Source organism: Streptomyces sp. NPDC054794 (assembly GCF_053611585.1).
This window is the reverse complement of the sequence record NZ_JBSHAQ010000048.1, coordinates 39,633-55,910: the sequence shown is the minus strand read 5'-3', so window position 1 is coordinate 55,910 and position 16,278 is coordinate 39,633. Positions and strand designations below refer to the sequence as shown.

The window sequence follows — 16,278 nt, the reverse complement described above, 5'->3', positions numbered from 1 at the left end:
GCCGACGGGCACCCTACTTGCGGTAGTCGGTGGGATGCGCCGGGGTCCGGGCCGGGTCGCGTTCGACGATCGGTTCGAGGATCTCGTCGATGCGCGCCGCCGCTTCGTCGTCCAGGACGGTCTCCGAGGCCGCGGCGGTCTCGACGATCTGGCGGGGCTCGGTGGCGCCGACGATCGCGGTGGAGACGGCGGGGTTGCGCAGCACCCAGGCGACCGCCAGCTGCGGCATGGTGACGCCCAGGTCGTCGGCGACGGCGCCGAGCCGGGCGATCCGGGCGAGCACGTCCTCGGTCAGCGCCCCGACGGAGAACTGCGAGCGGGCCGGGCCGTGGGCGCGCGAGCCGGCCGGCGGCGCCGCTCCGGGTCGGTACTTGCCGGTCAGCAGCCCCTGGGCGAGCGGCGACCAGACGAGCTGGCCGATGCCCTCGCGGGCGCACAGCGGGACGATCTCGGCCTCGATGACCCGCCACAGCATGTTGTACTGCGGCTGGTTGGCGACGATCCGGTCGAGGCCCATCTCCCCGGCGAGCTTCAGGGCGCGGGAGATCTGGTCCGCGGTCCACTCCGAGACGCCGACGTAGAGGACCTTGCCCTGGCGTACGAGGTCGTCGAAGGCCCGCAGGGTCTCCTCCAGCGGGGTGTCCTCGTCGTAGCGGTGGGCCTGGTACAGGTCGATGTAGTCGGTGCCGAGCCGGCGCAGGGAGCCGTGGGCGGCCTCCATGACGTGCTTGCGGGACAGGCCGCGGTCGTTGGGGCCGGGCCCGACCGGCGCGCACACCTTGGTGCTGATGACCACGGACTCGCGCCGCGCCGCGGCGAGGACGCGGCCCAGGATCGTCTCGGCGAGCGTCCCGGCGTAGACGTCGGCGGTGTCGAAGGTGGTGATGCCCGCTTCGAGCGCCGTGCGCGCGACCTCTTCGGCCGAACCCTCCGTGACGTTGATCCAGTTGCCGAAGGTGATCTCGCTGACCCGCAGCCCGGTCCTGCCCAGTCTCCGATGCCTCATGGCCCGCAAGGGTAGGAGCGTTTCCCGCACGGTCGGAGGCGGGTCCGGCGGGCCTCGACGGCGTGCCCGTCCGCGTCTCCAGCGGCTCTCAAGTCCCTTTCCGCCACGGCTGTTTCCGGTCCTCGTACGGTCTCCAGCGAATCGGAGCCGAAGGAGCGTGGTGAGATGCCCGCACTGCAGCACGCCAGGGACGCGCTGATCCCACGGCCGGGTCCGCAGCGGCTGCTGTCCGCCGTCAACCTCGCGTACGCGGTGGGGCGCGGCGTCTTCCTCAGCGGCAGCGTCGTGTACTTCACCACGGTGACCGGGCTGTCGGCCGGGCAGGTGGCGCTGGGGAGTTCGGCGGCGGCGCTGTCGGGTTTCGTGGCCTCCCTGCTGCTGGGCATGCTGGCCGACCGGGTGGGCGCCCGGCGCATGCTCGCGGTGGTCTTCGTGCTGCAGGCGGTGGGCTTCGCGCTGTATCCCACGGTGCACTCGACGACGGCGTTCTACGCGCTCATCGTCTCCATCGGCTTCGTGGAGTACGGCGTCGGGCCGAGCTTCGGCGCCTTCGTCTCGGCGGTGGTCGAACCGGAGGAACGGGTCCAGGTGCGGGCGATCCTGCGCACCATGTTCAACATCGGGTTCAGCGTGGGCAGCGGCGTGGCGGCGCTCGCGCTGTTCGGCGGCGGCTTCTTCGTCCGCGCCCTGCCGTGGGCGAGCAGCGTGCTGTGGCTGGGCGCCGCCCTGCTCGTGGCGCGGCTGCCCCCTGGGCGGCGGTCGGCGGCGGCCGGCCGGACCCGGCGCTTCGGCGCCCTGCGGGACCTGCGGTTCGTCGGGGTCACGGCGCTGTCCGCGCCGCTCGCGCTGCACGCGTCGATCATCCTGGTGGTCCTGCCGCTGTGGACGGTGGAGCGCACGGACGCGCCGCACGGGCTGATCCCGCTGCTGATGATCGCCAACACGGTCTTCGTCATCGCGTTCCAGGTGGCGGCGAGCCGGGGCGCGGACACGGTGGCCGGGGCCGCGCGGCTGGCCCGGCGCTCCGGACTGTGGCTGGCCGCGGCCTGCGCCGTCGCGGCCGCCGCGACGGTCGGCGGCGCCGTCACCGCGTCGGTGGCGCTGGGCGTCGCCATGCTGCTGCTGACCGTCGCGGAGCTGCAACAGGCCGCCTCCGGCTGGGGGTTGGCGCACGGTCTGGCCCCCGAGGAGGCCCAGGGCGAGTACCTCGGGACCTTCCATCTGCACATGATCCTCCAGAGCGTGCTGGGGCCGGGCGTGGTGGCGGCCGCCACGATGTCCTGGGGCGGCTGGGGCTGGGCCGCGGTGGCGGGCGCGGTGCTGGTGTGCGCCGCGGCGGTCGTGCCGCTCGCCCGGGACGCCGAACGGCACCGGCCGCGGCCCGCCGAGTCCGGGCCCGGATCCGGGCCCGAGTCGGAAGCCGGGTCCGGGTCCGACTCCGCCGCACCGTCCACCGCGCTCGCCGAAGCCGCCTGACCGCCGGGAGCCCCGTCATGACGACCGCCACGCGCCCGGTGCGCGCCCCGTACCGCTTCGCGGACCTGCCCGCCCTGATGGCGCGCATGACCGGGGACGAGAAGCACGCCCTGGCCGCGAGTTCGACGCTCGACGTGCTGTGGGTGCTCTACGACCGGGTGCTGCGGGTGACACCCGACCTGGCCGAGGACCGCGACCGGTTCTACCTCTCCAAGGGCCACGGCCCGATGGCGTACTACGCGGTGCTGGCCGCCAAGGGCTTCCTCGACCCCGACGAGCTGGACACCTTCGGCTCCTTCCGCTCGCGCCTGGGCCACCACCCCGACCGGATGCTGGTGCCCGGCGTGGAGATCTCCAGCGGCTCGCTCGGCCACGGGCTGCCGCTCGCCGTCGGCACCGCCCTCGGCCTGCGCGCCCGGGGCCTGGACGAGCCGCGGGTCTGGGTGCTCCTGGGCGACGGCGAGCTGGACGAGGGCTCCAACCACGAGGCGATCGCCTACGCGGCGCGGGCCGGCCTGGACCGGCTGCGCGTCGTGGTGATCGACAACCACTCGGCGACCCAGGGCTGGCCGGGCGGTCTGGAGGCCCGCTTCGCCGTCGAGGGCTGGGCCACCGCGCGGGTCGACGGCCACGATCACGCCGCGCTGGCCGCTGCCATGAACGCGCCGGAGTCCGGGCGGCCGACGGTGGTCGTCGCCGACGTGGACGAACCGTTCGACCACCACTGAACCGTCGACCCGCCCAACTCAGGTCGCCCCCGGCCGACTTGGGTCGGTCCCGATACGGAGGACCCCATGCCCGGAGCCATGCGCGAGCGCTTCGCCGAGGTCACCACCGACCTGCTCGGCAGCCATGAGCGGCTGTCGGTGGTGACCGCCGACCTGAGCGCCCGGCTCTTCGACGAGGCGCGGGCCGCGCACCCGGACCGGGTGATCAACCTGGGCATCAGGGAGCAGCTGCTGATCGGCGTGGCGGGCGGGCTCGCGCTGGCCGGCATGCGCCCGATCGCGCACAGCTTCGCGCCGTTCCTGATCGAGCGGCCCTTCGAGCAGATCAAGCTGGACCTCAACCATCAGGGCGTCGGCGCGATCCTGGTGAGCGCGGGTGCCTCGTACGACATCGCGGGCGGCGGACGCACCCACCAGTCCCCCGGTGATGTCGCCCTGCTGTCCACGCTGCCGGGGTGGACCATCCATGTGCCGGGCCACCCCGACGAGGCCGAGGCCCAGCTGCGCACCGCGGTCCGCGGCGACGACCCGGTCTACCTGCGCCTGTCCAACCAGTCCAACGCGCGCCCCCTGGCTCCGGGCGGCCGGCCGGGCTTTCACGTGCTGCGCCGGGGCGGCGCGGCCACGGTGCTCGCGGTGGGCCCGCTCGCCGACTCCGTCCTCGCGGCCACCGAGGGCCTGGACGTGACGGTCCTGTACGCCGCGACCGTGCGCCCCTTCGACGCCGCGACCCTGCGCGCGGTGCTCGCCGACCAGCCGGAGGCGAACGTCGTACTGGCCGAGCCGTACCTGGCGGGCACCTCGGCCGCGGAGGTGGCCGAGGCGCTCGTCGACCGGCCGCACCGGCTGCTGTCCCTGGGGGTGGCCCGGGACGAGGTGCGCGGCTACGGCACCCCGCGCCAGCACGCCATCGCCCACGGGCTGGGCAGCGCGGGGATGCGGCTTCGCATCACGCGCTTCCTCGCGGCGTAGGCGCCCGCCGCCGCGCGGCACAGCCACCCGTCGCCACCACGACACCGGCGTTCACCTGCACAGACGTATCCCCGCCGCCCCGTTCCCGCGTCCGCCGGGAACGGGGCGGCGTGCTGTCCGCGGCCGCGCCGTTTGCTCCGTGCCCTCTTGACAAGCCCCCGGCCAGGCCTGCAATCTTCCATTAAGCAGAAACAAACTTCCATAATACGGAAATCGAAGAACGGAAGGGAGCGCGGCCCCGATGGGATTCGCAGACCAGCGCTTCAACGTCAACCTGTCGATCCTCTTCACGGAACTCCCGCTCCTGGAGCGCCCCGCGGCCGCCGCCGCGGCCGGCTTCACCGCGGTCGAGCTGTGGTGGCCCTGGATCGACTCGCCCACGCCCGAGCGCTCGGAGCTCGACGCCCTCAAGAAGGCGATCGACGACGCGGGCGTACGGCTCACGGGCCTGAACTTCTACGCCGGACGGCTCCCGGGCCCGGACCGGGGCGCCCTGTCGATCCCGGGCGAGGAGTCGGAGCGGTTCCGCGCCAACGTCGACGTGGCCGCGGACTTCGCCGGGTCCCTGGGCTGCACGGCGCTCAACGCGCTGTACGGCAACCGCGTCGAGGGCGTCGACCCGGCCGAACAGGACGCGCTCGCCCTGGAGAACCTGGTCCTCGCGGCCCGGGCCGCCGACCGGATCGGCGCGATCCTGCTGATCGAGGCGCTGAACCGGCCGGAGTCACCGCTGTACCCGCTGGTGAGCGCCCCCGCCGCGGTCGAGGTCGTGGACCGGGTCGACGAGGCGTCCGGCCTCGGCAACGCCCGCTTCCTCATGGACCTCTACCACCTCTCCATGAACGGCGAGGACCTGCCGGCGGCCATCGAGCGCTTCACCCCGAAGACCGGCCACGTGCAGATCGCCGACAACCCCGGCCGGGGCGCCCCGGGCACCGGTTCGCTCCCGCTGGGCGACCTGCTCGGCCTGCTGACGAAGAACGGATACGACGGCTGGGTGGGCCTGGAGTACAAGCCGGGCGACCGCCCGAGCGCGGAGGCCTTCGACTGGCTGCCCCGCGAAGCCCGCGCCGCCCGCTGACCCACCACTCGCACGAGAGGCACCCCGAGATGAGCAACCTCCCCAAGATCGCCTGGATAGGTCTCGGCATCATGGGCTCCCCCATGTCCGAGAACCTGATCAAGGCGGGTTACGAGGTCACCGGCTACACCCTGGAGCAGGACAAGCTGGACCGCCTGACGGCCGCCGGCGGCACCGCGGCCGGCTCGATCGCAGAGGCCGTGCGGGACGCCGACGTGATCATCATGATGGTGCCCGCCTCCCCGCAGGTCGAGGCCATCGCCTACGGCCCCGGCGGGATCCTGGAGAACGCGCGGTCCGGCGCCCTGCTGATCGACATGTCCTCGATCACCCCGCAGACCTCGGTCGACCTGGCGAGGGCGGCCGCGGACAAGGGCATCCGGGTCCTGGACGCCCCGGTGTCCGGCGGCGAGGCCGGCGCCGTCGAGGCCGTACTGTCGATCATGGTCGGCGGCGGCCAGGCCGACTTCGACGAGGCCGAGCCGATCTTCGAGGCGCTCGGCAAGACCATCGTGCTGTGCGGTCCGCACGGCTCGGGTCAGACGGTGAAGGCCGCCAACCAGCTGATCGTGGCCGTGAACATCCAGGCCTGCGCCGAGGCCGTGGTCTTCCTGGAGAAGTCGGGCGTGGACCTCAGGGCGGCGCTGGAGGTCCTGGGCGGGGGCCTGGCCGGCTCGACCGTGCTGACGCGCAAGAAGGACAACTTCCTGAACCGCGACTTCAAGCCGGGCTTCCGGATCGACCTGCACCACAAGGACATGGGCATCGTCACGGACGCCGCCCGAGGCGTCGGCGCGGCCCTGCCGGTCGGCGCCGTGGTCGCCCAGCTGGTGGCGAGCCTGCGCGCCCAGGGCGACGGCGGCCTGGACCACTCGGCCCTGCTGCGGGCCGTGGAGCGCCTCTCCGGCGCCCAGGTCTGAGCCGACCCCACAGCTTCCGGGCGGTGCCGCCGCCGACAACTGTCCTGTCGCGCCCAGGCGTCGGCGCCGCCCGGAATCTCGTTCAACAAACTGTTGACGTCCCCTTCGCCCCAAACCTAGGCTCCAGCCAGCGGAAGCTCCACAAAGCGGAAGTCCCATTCCGAAGACCCCGCTGCCCTCTCGTACGGAAGGTCCACGATGTCGAAGCGCGTGCTCACGGCGCGAACTCTCACCACGGAGTCCGGCGCCCCGGTCGCAGACAACCAGAACTCCGCCTCCGCCGGCATCGGCGGCCCCCTCCTGCTCCAGGACCAGCACCTCCTGGAGAAACTGGCGCGCTTCAACCGCGAGCGCATCCCGGAGCGCGTGGTGCACGCCCGCGGCTCCGGCGCGTACGGCTACTTCGAGGTGACCGACGACGTCACCGGCTTCACGTACGCCGACTTCCTGAGCACGATCGGCAGGCGCACCGAGGTGTTCCTGCGCTTCTCGACCGTGGCGGACAGCCTGGGCGGCGCGGACGCGGTGCGCGACCCCCGCGGCTTCGCGGTCAAGTTCTATACGGAAGAGGGCAATTACGACCTCGTCGGGAACAACACCCCGGTCTTCTTCATCAAGGACCCGATCAAGTTCCCGGACTTCATCCACTCGCAGAAGCGCGACCCGTTCACCGGCCGCCAGGAGCCCGACAACGTCTGGGACTTCTGGGCGCACGCCCCCGAGGCCACGCACCAGGTGACCTGGCTGATGGGCGACCGCGGCATCCCGGCGTCGTACCGCCACATGAACGGCTACGGCTCGCACACCTACCAGTGGACGAACGCCGAGGGCGAGGCCTTCTTCGTCAAGTACCACTTCAAGACGAACCAGGGCATCCGCTCCCTGTCCTCCGAGCAGGCCGCCGAGCTCGCGGGCAAGGACCCCGCCTCGCACCAGACGGACCTGCTCCAGGCGATCGAGCGGGGCGTGAACCCGTCCTGGACGCTGTACGTCCAGATCATGCCGGCGGCCGAGGCGGCGGACTACCGCTTCAACCCGTTCGACCTGACCAAGGTCTGGCCGCACAAGGACCACCCGCTGCGCCGCGTGGGCCGACTGGTCCTCGACCGCAACCCGGACAACGTCTTCGCCGAGGTCGAGCAGGCCGCGTTCTCCCCGAACAACTTCGTTCCGGGCATCGGCCCCTCCCCCGACAAGATGCTCCAGGGCCGCCTGTTCGCCTACGCGGACGCGCACCGCTACCGCCTGGGCGTCAACCACACCCAGCTGGCCGTCAACGCCCCGAGGGCCACGGTCGCGAACAACTACGGCCGCGACGGCTTCATGGCGTCCAACTCCCAGGGCCGCCACGCCAAGAACTACGAGCCGAACTCGTACGACGGCCCGGCGCAGACCGGCCGCCCGCTGTCGGCCCCGCTCGCGGTCTCGGGCCACACCGGCACCCACGAGACCCCGCAGCACACCAAGGACGACGACTTCTACCAGGCGGGCGAGCTGTACCGCCTGATGTCCGCGCAGGAGCGGTCCCGTCTCGTCGCGAACATCGCCGGCGGCCTCGCGCAGGTCTCCCGCGACGACGTGATCGAGAAGAACCTCGCGCACTTCCACGCCGCCGACCCGGAGTACCGCAAGCGGGTGGAGGAAGCGGTCCGCGCCCTGCGCGAGGACTGAGCTCCCGTATCGCGTCCGACCGGGCGGCCCGGATGAGGGGTGGCCACCACGGACCCGGACACGGTACGGGCAGGGCGAGGACCGCGGCGGCGTGCGAGCCAGTGCGGTGGTGAAGGACCCGGGCACCCTCCTCGACCAGAGGGGAGGGCGCCTTGGTCCGTCGCATCCGCCGCGGTCCCGGCCACACCTTTCACAGACCCCGTCCGGCGGCGCGAACGTCCTGTCGCGCCCAGCCTCGCGCCGTCGGACGGCCAAGGCTCCCTGGGGGTGCGGATCCGCACCGTCCGCAGGAGCCTTGAGGCATGACACATCCACCCACGCGGTATCCGCACATCGTGGTGCACGCCCCGGCCCTGGACGGCTCCCGGCGGGTCACCGAGGGCGACGTGACCCTCGGCATCGCCTCCCATCTGGACGACGTCGTCGAGATCCTGCGCATGGCGGACCTGGACCGCGTCGAGGTCGAGGAGAGCGACCTCATCGAATGGCAGGGCGGCGGCCCGGACGACTGGCCGGGGCTGTCCGAGGACGAGGTGTAGGAGCAGGCCACGCAGGCCGGCCGTGCGCGACGCACGAGCCGACGGAGCCCCACCCTCAAATCAACCTCTGAAACACGGCCGCGGAGGCTTCGACCACCCCGTCCAGCGGGCACATTCCGGTCACGCGGAGCCCGTCGGCATGGGGGCGGCGGGCCCACGCCAGGGGTGGGGGTGGTGCGTCATGAGCACGAGCGACGGGGCGGCGTTCCGGCCGGAGACGGAGCCGGAGCCGCACGAGATCGCACGGATCCGGGGCGGCCCCCGAGCCGCCGTGACCGTCGCCGTCCTCGATCTGCATCTGCGCGGTGCCGTCGGCGCGGGCCGCGGGGGCACGATGCGCACCACGGGCCCGGTCGACGACGACAACCTTCCGCCCCTGGCCCGGGCCGTGCACTCCGCCCTCTACCGGCCCGCCGGCATGCGGCAGTTGCTCGGCCGGCAGGGCGTACGCACCGCGCTCGCCCGGCTGGTCGACGACCTCACGGCGGCCGGTCTGCTCCGCACCTTCCCGCCCGGCCGCACCGGCGCCGCCCGCCGCACCCTGAAGGAACTGCGCGCCCGGCACCCGCTGCCCGCCCGCCGGTCCGGCCTGTCGGCGCGGGACACCCTGCTCCTGGTCGCCCTCCACGGCGACCGGGCCCTGACCGCCCTCGCGCCGCGCTTCGCCGGGGAAGCGGGCCTGATCGGACGTGGCGGGAGCACGGAGCGCGTGCTGCGCGGGTCCTCCGAAGGCTCGGGCGGCGGCGGAGGCTTCAGCTGCGGGTCGGTGTGAAGGTCCGCGGGTCCTTCAGGAACGCGAGCGTGTGCCGCAGGAACAGGTCCGGCCGCTCGTTGTACGGCTCGTGGGCCGTCGGCAGCAGCACGCTCACCGTGTGCCGGGGCAGCGCGCGCCGGGCCCGTCGGCCGTCCAGGAAGGCGGGGACGACCGGGTCGCGCCGCCCCCACATCAGCAGCACGGGTACGTCGATGGCGGCCGGATCGGCCGGCCCGAACCCGGGTTCCGCGAACCCCCGCCACAGCGCGCAGTGCACCGCCAGCCGGTCCCGCTCGCCGGGCAGCCGGCGCACCAGCCGGTAGGTGGCGCGGGCACTCGGTGTCCGCAGCGCGCCCAGATAGGCGCGGGCCAGCGGGACGACGAGCCGCCGGGCCACCGCCGGGCGCCCCATCACCTCGCGGCAGAACCAGCGGGTGAGGGTGTTGCTCGCGCTGAACCCGGCCGGATCGACCAGCACCAGCCCGGCGACCCGCTCCGCGTACGGCCCCTCGGCGAGCCGGCAGGCAACGTACCCGCCCACGCTGTTGCCGACGACGGTGACCGCGCCCTCCCCCTCCAGCGCGCCCAGCACCCGCCCGGCCACCTCCACCAGCCCCTCCGGGGTCACCAGCTCGGGATCGGAGACGGTCGAGTCGCCGTATCCGGGCCAGTCGACCACATAGGTACGGTGGTGATCGGCGAGCGCGGGCAGCACCGCGTCGTAGTCCCGCCCGTCACCGGGGTTGGCGTGCAGCAGCAACAACCCGGGCGCCCCCGCCGGCCCGGCGCAGCGCACCGCGACATCACCGAGCGCCGTGGCAACCGTCATCCGCATGGCCCCGAGCATGCCGGAGCCGCCGGACGAGGCAAAGGGGGCCACGCACGGAGCCACCCCGGGCAAGACCCCGTCCCGGACAAGCGAGAGGGGCGGTCCATCTCCCCCGGGCTGGACCGCCCCTCGCCGCACACCGGCCGGATCGGACTGTCAGGCGCTCAAGCGGTCAAGCGCTCAGGCGGTCACACTTTCAGTGTCTTGATCGATGTCGGCGCGTGGCCGGGCTCGGAGGCCAGTTCCTCGAACTCGACCACGTTGGAGATGTCGTTGGTGGTCGACATCGAGATGTTGGTGACCCGCTCCAGGATCGCCTCGACGACGACCGGGACCTGGAACTGGGCGGCGAGCTTCTTGGCCTGCTCGAAGGCGGCGCCCAGTTCGTTCGGGTCGGTGACCCGGATCGCCTTGCAGCCCAGGCCCTCGGCGACCTTGACGTGGTCGACGCCGTAGACCCCGAGCTCCGGCGAGTTGATGTTCTCGAACTCCAGCTTGACCTGGAAGTCGATGTCGAACGCCCGCTGCGCCTGGCGGATCAGGCCCAGGTAGGAGTTGTTGACGAGGACGTGGACGTAGGGGATCTTGTGCTGCGCGCCGACCGCCAGTTCCTCGATCATGAACTGGAAGTCGTAGTCGCCGGAGAGGGCGACGACCTGCGCCTGCGGGTCCGCCTTGGCGACGCCGAGCGCGGCCGGGATCGTCCAGCCCAGCGGTCCCGCCTGGCCGCAGTTGATCCAGTGCCGGGGCTTGAAGACGTGCAGCATCTGGGCGCCGGCGATCTGCGAGAGGCCGATGGTGGAGACGTACCGGGTCTCGGGCCCGAAGGCCTTGTTCATCTCCTCGTAGACGCGCTGCGGTTTGATCGGGATGTCGTCGAAGTGCGTACGGCGCTGGAGCGTCGCCTTCTTCTCCTGCGCCGCGGCGGCCCATGCGGAGCGGTCGGGCAGCCCGCCCGCGGCCTTCAGCTCCCGTGCCGCCTCGACGAACAGTTCCAGGGCCGCCCTGGCGTCGGAGGCGATGCCGTAGTCCGGCGCGAAGATCTTGCCGATCTGAGTGGGCTCGATGTCGACGTGGACGAAGGTCCGGCCGGCCGTGTACACGTCCAGCTTGCCGGTGTGGCGGTTGGCCCAGCGGTTGCCGATGCCGAGGACGAAGTCGGACTCCAGGAAGGTCGCGTTGCCGTAGCGGTGCGAGGTCTGCAGGCCGACCATGCCGGCGTTCAGCTCGTGGTCGTCGGGCAGGACGCCCCGGCCCATCAGGGTCGGGACCACCGGGGTGCCGGTCAACTCGGCGAACTCGACGAGGAGTTCCGCGGCGTCGGCGTTGATGACCCCGCCGCCGGCGACGATCAGCGGGCGCTCGGACTCGTTGAGCATCCGCAGCGCCTTCGCGATCTGCGCGCGGCTCGCGGCCGGCTTGTAGACCGGGAGCGGCTCGTACGTCTCCGGGTCGAACTCGATCTCGGTGAGCTGGACGTCGATCGGCAGGTCGATGAGGACCGGGCCGGGGCGGCCGGAGCGCATCAGGTGGAAGGCCTGCTGGAAGACGCCGGGGACCTGGGCGGCCTCCAGGACGGTGACCGCCATCTTCGTCACCGGCTTGGCGATGGAGGCGATGTCGACGGCCTGGAAGTCCTCTTTGTGGATCACCGCGGTCGGGGCCTGGCCGGTGATGCACAGGATGGGGATCGAGTCGCCGATGGCCGAGTACAGGCCGGTGATCATGTCGGTGCCGGCGGGGCCGGAGGTGCCGATGCAGACGCCGATGTTGCCCGGGTGGGTGCGCGTGTAGCCCTCGGCCATGTGCGAGGCGCCCTCGACATGGCGGGCGAGGGTGTGGTGGATGCCGCCGGACGCCTTGAGCGCCGCGTAGAAGGGGTTGATCGCCGCGCCCGGCACACCGAACGCGTTGCTGACGCCCTCGCGCCTGAGGATCTCAACTGCCGCGCGGGCGGCGGTCATACGAGCCATCGAGTACTCCTGCTTCGGCTGTCGGATGCGTACTCCCGTCGCGCCCCGCGGCGAGTACTTCCGTATTGCGGAAAGTAACTTCTACTATCTGGAATCAATGTAGGGGGGTGCCCGGGGGGCGTCAAGAGTCGGCTGGACTCGGCCGGACTTCGGCGGGCCTCGACAAGACAGGGACAAGAGGGGTCCGGCAGGAGCACGATGGGACCGCTGTCCCGACGCGAAGCCCTGGGGTGGGCCATGTCCGAGTGCGTGCCGGTGCGCTGTCCGGCCTGTCGGCGCGAGCACGTCTACATCGCGCCGTCGTATCCCTGCGCGTGCGGCGCGCCCGTGGCGCCACCGCTCGACCACAGGGCGCCGCCGACGGCCGTCACCCATCGCGTCTGGGACCAGGACTGGGTCACGGTGCGCTGCCGCTCCTGCGGCCGCCGGGACGAATGGCCCCAGCCGGAACTGGGCTGCGACTGCGGCACGCTCCTGCGGATTCCGGTCCTGGGGACGGACGGCGGCACCGGCCCGGGCACCTCGCCGGCGGACGGGGACACCGAGCCGCACACCTCGCCCGCCGACCGGGACACCGGCCCCGCGTCGGCCGCCGCTCCCGGGCGTCGGCGGGCCGTCTTTCACCCGATAACCATCCGTACCGCCCGGGACGCGGTCACCGCCGCCGCGCTCTATCTGCGCTGGCTCGGCTACGCGGGCATCCGCCGGGCCGACCAGCGGCCGCCGTCCGGCATCGGCCTCGCCGCGCGCGGGATCCTGGCCCAGGTGGACCCCACGATCCGCCCGGCCTCACTGCGCGACGTGGAGTGCCTGTGGCTGACGGCGATGGCCGAGTCGTCGGACTGCGTCTACTTCTCCCTCGCCGGATACACCGCCGACGCCCGCGCCCGCGCCGACCTGCTGCGCATCCCCCTGTTCGTCCTGGACCTCACGGGCACCCCGCAGCCCGTCAACACCCTCGCCGACGACCTGAACGCCACGGGGGCCCGGGGCCCGCGCCAGGACCGCTAGATGCTGTAGCGCTCCCGCAGTTCCACCTTGCGCACCTTGCCCGACACCGTCATCGGGAAGGCGTCGAGGATCTGCAGTCGGCTCGGGACCTTGTAGTGGGCCAGGCGGCCGGTGCAGTAGGCGCGCAGTTCGTCCAGCGTCAGCGGGTCGGCCGCGTCGTGCGGGATGACACAGGCGAGGACCTCCTCGCCGTACGTCTGGTGCGGTACGCCGACGACCTGGACGTCCCTGATCTTCGGGTGGGCGTAGAGGAACTCCTCGATCTCGCGCGGGTAGATGTTCTCGCCGCCCCGGATGATCATGTCCTTGATCCGGCCGACGATCTCGACGTACCCGTCCTCCCGCATCATCGCGAGGTCCCCGGTGTGCATCCAGCGCCCCGCGTCGACGGCCTCGGCGGTCTTGTCGGGCTCGTTCCAGTAGCCGAGCATCACGCTGTAGCCGCGGGTGCACAACTCGCCCGCCGTGCCGCGCGGTTGGGTGACTCCGGTCGCGGGGTCGACGACCTTGACCTCCAGGTGCGGCAGGACACGGCCGACGGTGCCGGTGCGATGCTCCAGGTCGTCGTCGATCCGCGTCTGCAGGGAGACCGGGGACGTCTCCGTCATGCCGTAGCAGATGGAGACCTCCTCCATGTGCATCTCTGCCACCACCCGCTTCATCACCTCGATGGGGCAGGGCGAGCCCGCCATGATGCCGGTGCGCAGCGTGGTGAGGTCGTACGTCGCGAAGTCGGGGAGGTTCAGCTCCGCGATGAACATGGTCGGGACGCCGTACAGCGAGGTGCACCGCTCCCGCTGCACCGCCTCCAGCGTGGCCTTCGGGTCGAAGGACGGGGCCGGGATCACCATGCAGGCGCCGTGGGAGGTGGCCGCCAGGTTTCCCATGACCATGCCGAAGCAGTGGTAGAACGGCACCGGGATGCAGATCCGGTCCCGCTCGCCGTAGGCGATCGACTCGCCCACGAAGTACCCGTTGTTGAGGATGTTGTGGTGGGAGAGGGTGGCCCCCTTCGGGAAGCCCGTCGTCCCCGACGTGTACTGGATGTTGATGGGGTCGTCGCAGGACAGCTCGGCGCCCCGCGCGAGCAGTTCCGCGCGCCGCTCGGGCGTCCCGCGCCCGGTGAACGCCTCCCAGCTCGGGTCGCCGATGTACACGGCCTCCCGTAGCTGCGGGCAGCCGCCCCGGACTTCCTCGACCATCGCCCGGTAGTCGCTGGTCCTGTGGGTGAGGGAGGCGAACAGCAGCGAGATCCCCGCCTGGTTGAGGACGTACTCGACCTCGTGCGTGCGGTAGGCGGGGTTGATGTTGACCATGATCGCGCCGATGCGGGCGGTGGCGTACTGGACGAGCACCCACTCGGCGCAGTTGACCGCCCAGACGCCGACCCGGTCGCCCTTGGCGATGCCGCTCGCCAGCAGCGCGTACGCCAGCCGGTCCACGTCGGCGGAGAACTCGGCGTACGTCCAGCGCCGCCCGGACGGCACGTCGACGAGCGCCTCCCGGTCGGGCCAGGCCGCGACCGCCCGGTCCAGGTTGGCCCCGATGGTGTCGCCGAGCAGCACGGTCGCGCTCGTCCCGTGCGTGTACGACAGCTCTCTCGTCGCGGTCACCGGAAGTCCTCCTCGCGGTACTCGTTCCCCGAGCCCGCGGCCGTGGCCTCGCGCAGCTCGATCCGGCGGATCTTGCCGGATACGGTCTTGGGCAGCTCGCCGAACTCCAGGCGGCGGACGCGCTTGTAGGGGGCGAGGACCTCCCGGGAGTGTTCGAAGAGCACCTTGGCGGTGTCGGGTCCGGGCTCCCAGCCCTCGGCGAGGACGACGTACGCCTTGGGCACGGCGAGCCGCAGCTCGTCCGGCGCGGGCACGACGGCCGCCTCGGCCACCGCCTCGTGCTCCAGCAGGGCGCTCTCCAGCTCGAAGGGGCTGATCTTGTAGTCGGAGGCCTTGAAGACGTCGTCGGCGCGGCCGACGTAGGTGATGTAGCCGTCGGCGTCGCGGGAGCCGATGTCGCCGGTGCGGTAGTAGCCGCCCGCCATCGCCTCCGCCGTACGGTCCGCGTCGCCGTGGTAGCCGGCCATCAGGCCGACCGGCCGCGCGGACAGATCGAGCGCGATCTCGCCCTCGTCGGCGCCGGGGGCACCCGACACCGGGTCGAGCAGTTCGACGCGGTAGCCGGGGCTCGGCCGGCCCATCGAACCGGTCTTCAGCCGCTGCCCGGGGCTGTTGCTGACCTGCACGGCGGTCTCGGTCTGTCCGAATCCGTCCCGGATCGTGACGCTCCAGGCCCGCCGGACCTGCTCGATGACCTCGGGGTTGAGCGGCTCACCGGCGGCGACGACCTCGCGGGGCGGGGTGCGCAGCTGGGTCAGGTCGGCCTGGATGAGCATGCGCCACACGGTCGGCGGCGCGCAGAAGGAGGTAACCCCTGCCCGGTCCATCTCGGCCATCAGCCGGGCCGCGTCGAAGCGCGTGTAGTTGTGGATGAAGACGGTCGCCTCCGCGTTCCACGGGGCGAACAGGTTGGACCAGGCGTGCTTGGCCCAGCCGGGCGAGGAGATGTTGAGGTGCACGTCACCGGGCTTGAGACCGATCCAGTACATGGTGGCCAGGTGCCCGATGGGGTACGAGGTGTGAGTGTGCTCGACCAGCTTGGGGCGGGCGGTGGTGCCCGAGGTGAAGTAGAGCATCAGCGGGTCGTCGGCCAGGGTCTCGCCGTCCGGCGAGAAGTCGGCGGGGGCGGCGTACGCGTCCTCGTACGACAGCCAGCCCTCGGGCGCGCCGCCGACGGCGATGCGCGTGTAGCGGCCGGGCACCTCGTCGAACTTGCCGGTGTCGGCCGCGCGGGTCAGCACGTGCCGGACCCGGCCGCGCTCGACGCGGTCCCGCAGGTCGGCGGGGCCGAGCAGCGGGGTGGCCGGGATGACGACGGCGCGCAGCTTCATCGCGGCCAGCGCGGTCTCCCACAGCTCGGCCTGGTTGCCGAGCATGACCAGGATCCGGTCCTCGGCGGCGACGCCCTGCGCCCGCAGCCAGTTCGCGGCCCGGTCGGAGCGCTCGGCCATCTCCGCGAAGGAGATCCGCATCTCGCCGCCGTCCTCCTCGACGATGTGCAGGGCGGTGCGGTCGTTGCCGTCCGCGATGACGTCGAACCAGTCCAGGGCCCAGTTGAAGTGCTCCGGGCGGGGCCAGGCGAAGCCCTCGTAGGCCGTGGTGTAGTCCTCGCGGTGCTCCAGCAGGAAGTCCCGCGCACCCCTGAAGAGCTCCGTAGCCGTCGTCATCTGTCCTCCTCGTTAACGGACCATTGCCGGGCGGCTCT

General features: G+C 72.2%; 14 protein-coding genes. 9 read left to right on the top strand and 5 right to left on the bottom strand.

The features are described from left to right. Positions 1-13: 13 nt before the first annotated feature. A complete protein-coding gene (locus tag ACWGKT_RS36780; RefSeq protein ID WP_453277059.1) occupies positions 14-1,006 on the bottom strand; it encodes an aldo/keto reductase family protein in 993 nt (330 codons plus the stop codon). A 165-nt stretch (positions 1,007-1,171) separates the two neighbouring features. On the opposite strand from ACWGKT_RS36780, the gene ACWGKT_RS36775 reads away from it, so the two are divergent. The 8 genes from ACWGKT_RS36775 (at position 1,172) to ACWGKT_RS36740 (ending at position 9,165) form a co-directional block, all read left to right on the top strand. Then, complete coding sequence (locus ACWGKT_RS36775) at positions 1,172-2,482, top strand: MFS transporter (protein WP_453277058.1); 1,311 nt, start codon at positions 1,172-1,174, stop codon at positions 2,480-2,482. Positions 2,483-2,499: 17 nt separating this feature from the next. Further along, on the top strand, positions 2,500-3,210 hold the full coding sequence (locus tag ACWGKT_RS36770) for a thiamine pyrophosphate-dependent enzyme (protein ID WP_453277057.1): 711 nt from the start codon (positions 2,500-2,502) through the stop codon (positions 3,208-3,210). 66 nt (positions 3,211-3,276) lie between these two features. Continuing rightward, the gene (locus ACWGKT_RS36765; protein ID WP_453277056.1) at positions 3,277-4,182 is read left to right on the top strand and encodes a transketolase family protein; all 906 of its coding nucleotides are present in this window, start codon (positions 3,277-3,279) and stop codon (positions 4,180-4,182) included. A gap of 241 nt (positions 4,183-4,423) precedes the next feature. Then, a complete protein-coding gene (locus tag ACWGKT_RS36760; protein WP_453277055.1) occupies positions 4,424-5,263 on the top strand; it encodes a TIM barrel protein in 840 nt (279 codons plus the stop codon). A gap of 29 nt (positions 5,264-5,292) precedes the next feature. Continuing rightward, positions 5,293-6,183 carry a 2-hydroxy-3-oxopropionate reductase gene (locus ACWGKT_RS36755; protein ID WP_453277054.1) on the top strand — a complete coding sequence of 297 codons (891 nt, stop codon included), beginning with the start codon at positions 5,293-5,295 and terminating at the stop codon, positions 6,181-6,183. A gap of 198 nt (positions 6,184-6,381) precedes the next feature. Next, a complete protein-coding gene (locus ACWGKT_RS36750; RefSeq protein ID WP_453277053.1) occupies positions 6,382-7,854 on the top strand; it encodes a catalase in 1,473 nt (490 codons plus the stop codon). 302 nt (positions 7,855-8,156) lie between these two features. Next, a complete protein-coding gene (locus ACWGKT_RS36745; protein WP_235456056.1) occupies positions 8,157-8,393 on the top strand; it encodes a hypothetical protein in 237 nt (78 codons plus the stop codon). Positions 8,394-8,574: 181 nt separating this feature from the next. Further along, positions 8,575-9,165, top strand: a complete 591-nt coding sequence (locus ACWGKT_RS36740; protein ID WP_453277052.1) for a TIGR04222 domain-containing membrane protein — start codon at positions 8,575-8,577, stop codon at positions 9,163-9,165. Here ACWGKT_RS36740 and ACWGKT_RS36735 read toward each other — a convergent pair. Continuing rightward, positions 9,146-9,982, bottom strand: coding sequence for an alpha/beta fold hydrolase (locus ACWGKT_RS36735; protein WP_453277051.1), 837 nt, complete (start codon positions 9,980-9,982; stop codon positions 9,146-9,148). The genes ACWGKT_RS36740 and ACWGKT_RS36735 overlap by 20 nt on opposite strands. Positions 9,983-10,164: 182 nt before the next feature. Then, on the bottom strand, positions 10,165-11,949 hold the full coding sequence (gcl, locus tag ACWGKT_RS36730) for a glyoxylate carboligase (RefSeq protein WP_453277050.1): 1,785 nt from the start codon (positions 11,947-11,949) through the stop codon (positions 10,165-10,167). A gap of 198 nt (positions 11,950-12,147) precedes the next feature. On the opposite strand from gcl, the gene ACWGKT_RS36725 reads away from it, so the two are divergent. Next, on the top strand, positions 12,148-12,960 hold the full coding sequence (locus tag ACWGKT_RS36725) for a hypothetical protein (RefSeq protein ID WP_453277049.1): 813 nt from the start codon (positions 12,148-12,150) through the stop codon (positions 12,958-12,960). Here ACWGKT_RS36725 and ACWGKT_RS36720 read toward each other — a convergent pair. Both ACWGKT_RS36720 and ACWGKT_RS36715 read right to left on the bottom strand, forming a co-directional pair. Next, positions 12,957-14,573 (bottom strand): AMP-binding protein, encoded by a 1,617-nt coding sequence (locus tag ACWGKT_RS36720; protein ID WP_453277048.1) that lies wholly within the window; start codon positions 14,571-14,573, stop codon positions 12,957-12,959. The two genes, ACWGKT_RS36725 and ACWGKT_RS36720, sit on opposite strands and share 4 nt — an antisense overlap. Continuing rightward, positions 14,570-16,240 (bottom strand): AMP-binding protein, encoded by a 1,671-nt coding sequence (locus tag ACWGKT_RS36715; RefSeq protein ID WP_453277047.1) that lies wholly within the window; start codon positions 16,238-16,240, stop codon positions 14,570-14,572. Before ACWGKT_RS36715 ends, ACWGKT_RS36720 begins: the two co-directional genes overlap by 4 nt. Between the last annotated feature and the right edge of the window lie 38 nt (positions 16,241-16,278).

Excerpts from the sequence above, each read along its gene's own strand:
- ACWGKT_RS36770 (WP_453277057.1), top strand. The coding sequence starts at position 2,500 with ATGACGACCGCCACGCGCCCGGTGCGCGCCCCGTACCGCTTCGCGGAC.
- ACWGKT_RS36750 (WP_453277053.1), top strand. The coding sequence starts at position 6,382 with ATGTCGAAGCGCGTGCTCACGGCGCGAACTCTCACCACGGAGTCCGGC.
- ACWGKT_RS36780 (WP_453277059.1), bottom strand. The coding sequence starts at position 1,006 with ATGAGGCATCGGAGACTGGGCAGGACCGGGCTGCGGGTCAGCGAGATC.
- ACWGKT_RS36760 (WP_453277055.1), top strand. The coding sequence starts at position 4,424 with ATGGGATTCGCAGACCAGCGCTTCAACGTCAACCTGTCGATCCTCTTC.
- ACWGKT_RS36725 (WP_453277049.1), top strand. The coding sequence starts at position 12,148 with ATGGGACCGCTGTCCCGACGCGAAGCCCTGGGGTGGGCCATGTCCGAG.
- ACWGKT_RS36755 (WP_453277054.1), top strand. The coding sequence starts at position 5,293 with ATGAGCAACCTCCCCAAGATCGCCTGGATAGGTCTCGGCATCATGGGC.
- gcl (WP_453277050.1), bottom strand. The coding sequence starts at position 11,949 with ATGGCTCGTATGACCGCCGCCCGCGCGGCAGTTGAGATCCTCAGGCGC.
- ACWGKT_RS36765 (WP_453277056.1), top strand. The coding sequence starts at position 3,277 with ATGCCCGGAGCCATGCGCGAGCGCTTCGCCGAGGTCACCACCGACCTG.
- ACWGKT_RS36740 (WP_453277052.1), top strand. The coding sequence starts at position 8,575 with ATGAGCACGAGCGACGGGGCGGCGTTCCGGCCGGAGACGGAGCCGGAG.
- ACWGKT_RS36735 (WP_453277051.1), bottom strand. The coding sequence starts at position 9,982 with ATGCGGATGACGGTTGCCACGGCGCTCGGTGATGTCGCGGTGCGCTGC.
- ACWGKT_RS36745 (WP_235456056.1), top strand. The coding sequence starts at position 8,157 with ATGACACATCCACCCACGCGGTATCCGCACATCGTGGTGCACGCCCCG.
- ACWGKT_RS36775 (WP_453277058.1), top strand. The coding sequence starts at position 1,172 with ATGCCCGCACTGCAGCACGCCAGGGACGCGCTGATCCCACGGCCGGGT.
- ACWGKT_RS36715 (WP_453277047.1), bottom strand. The coding sequence starts at position 16,240 with ATGACGACGGCTACGGAGCTCTTCAGGGGTGCGCGGGACTTCCTGCTG.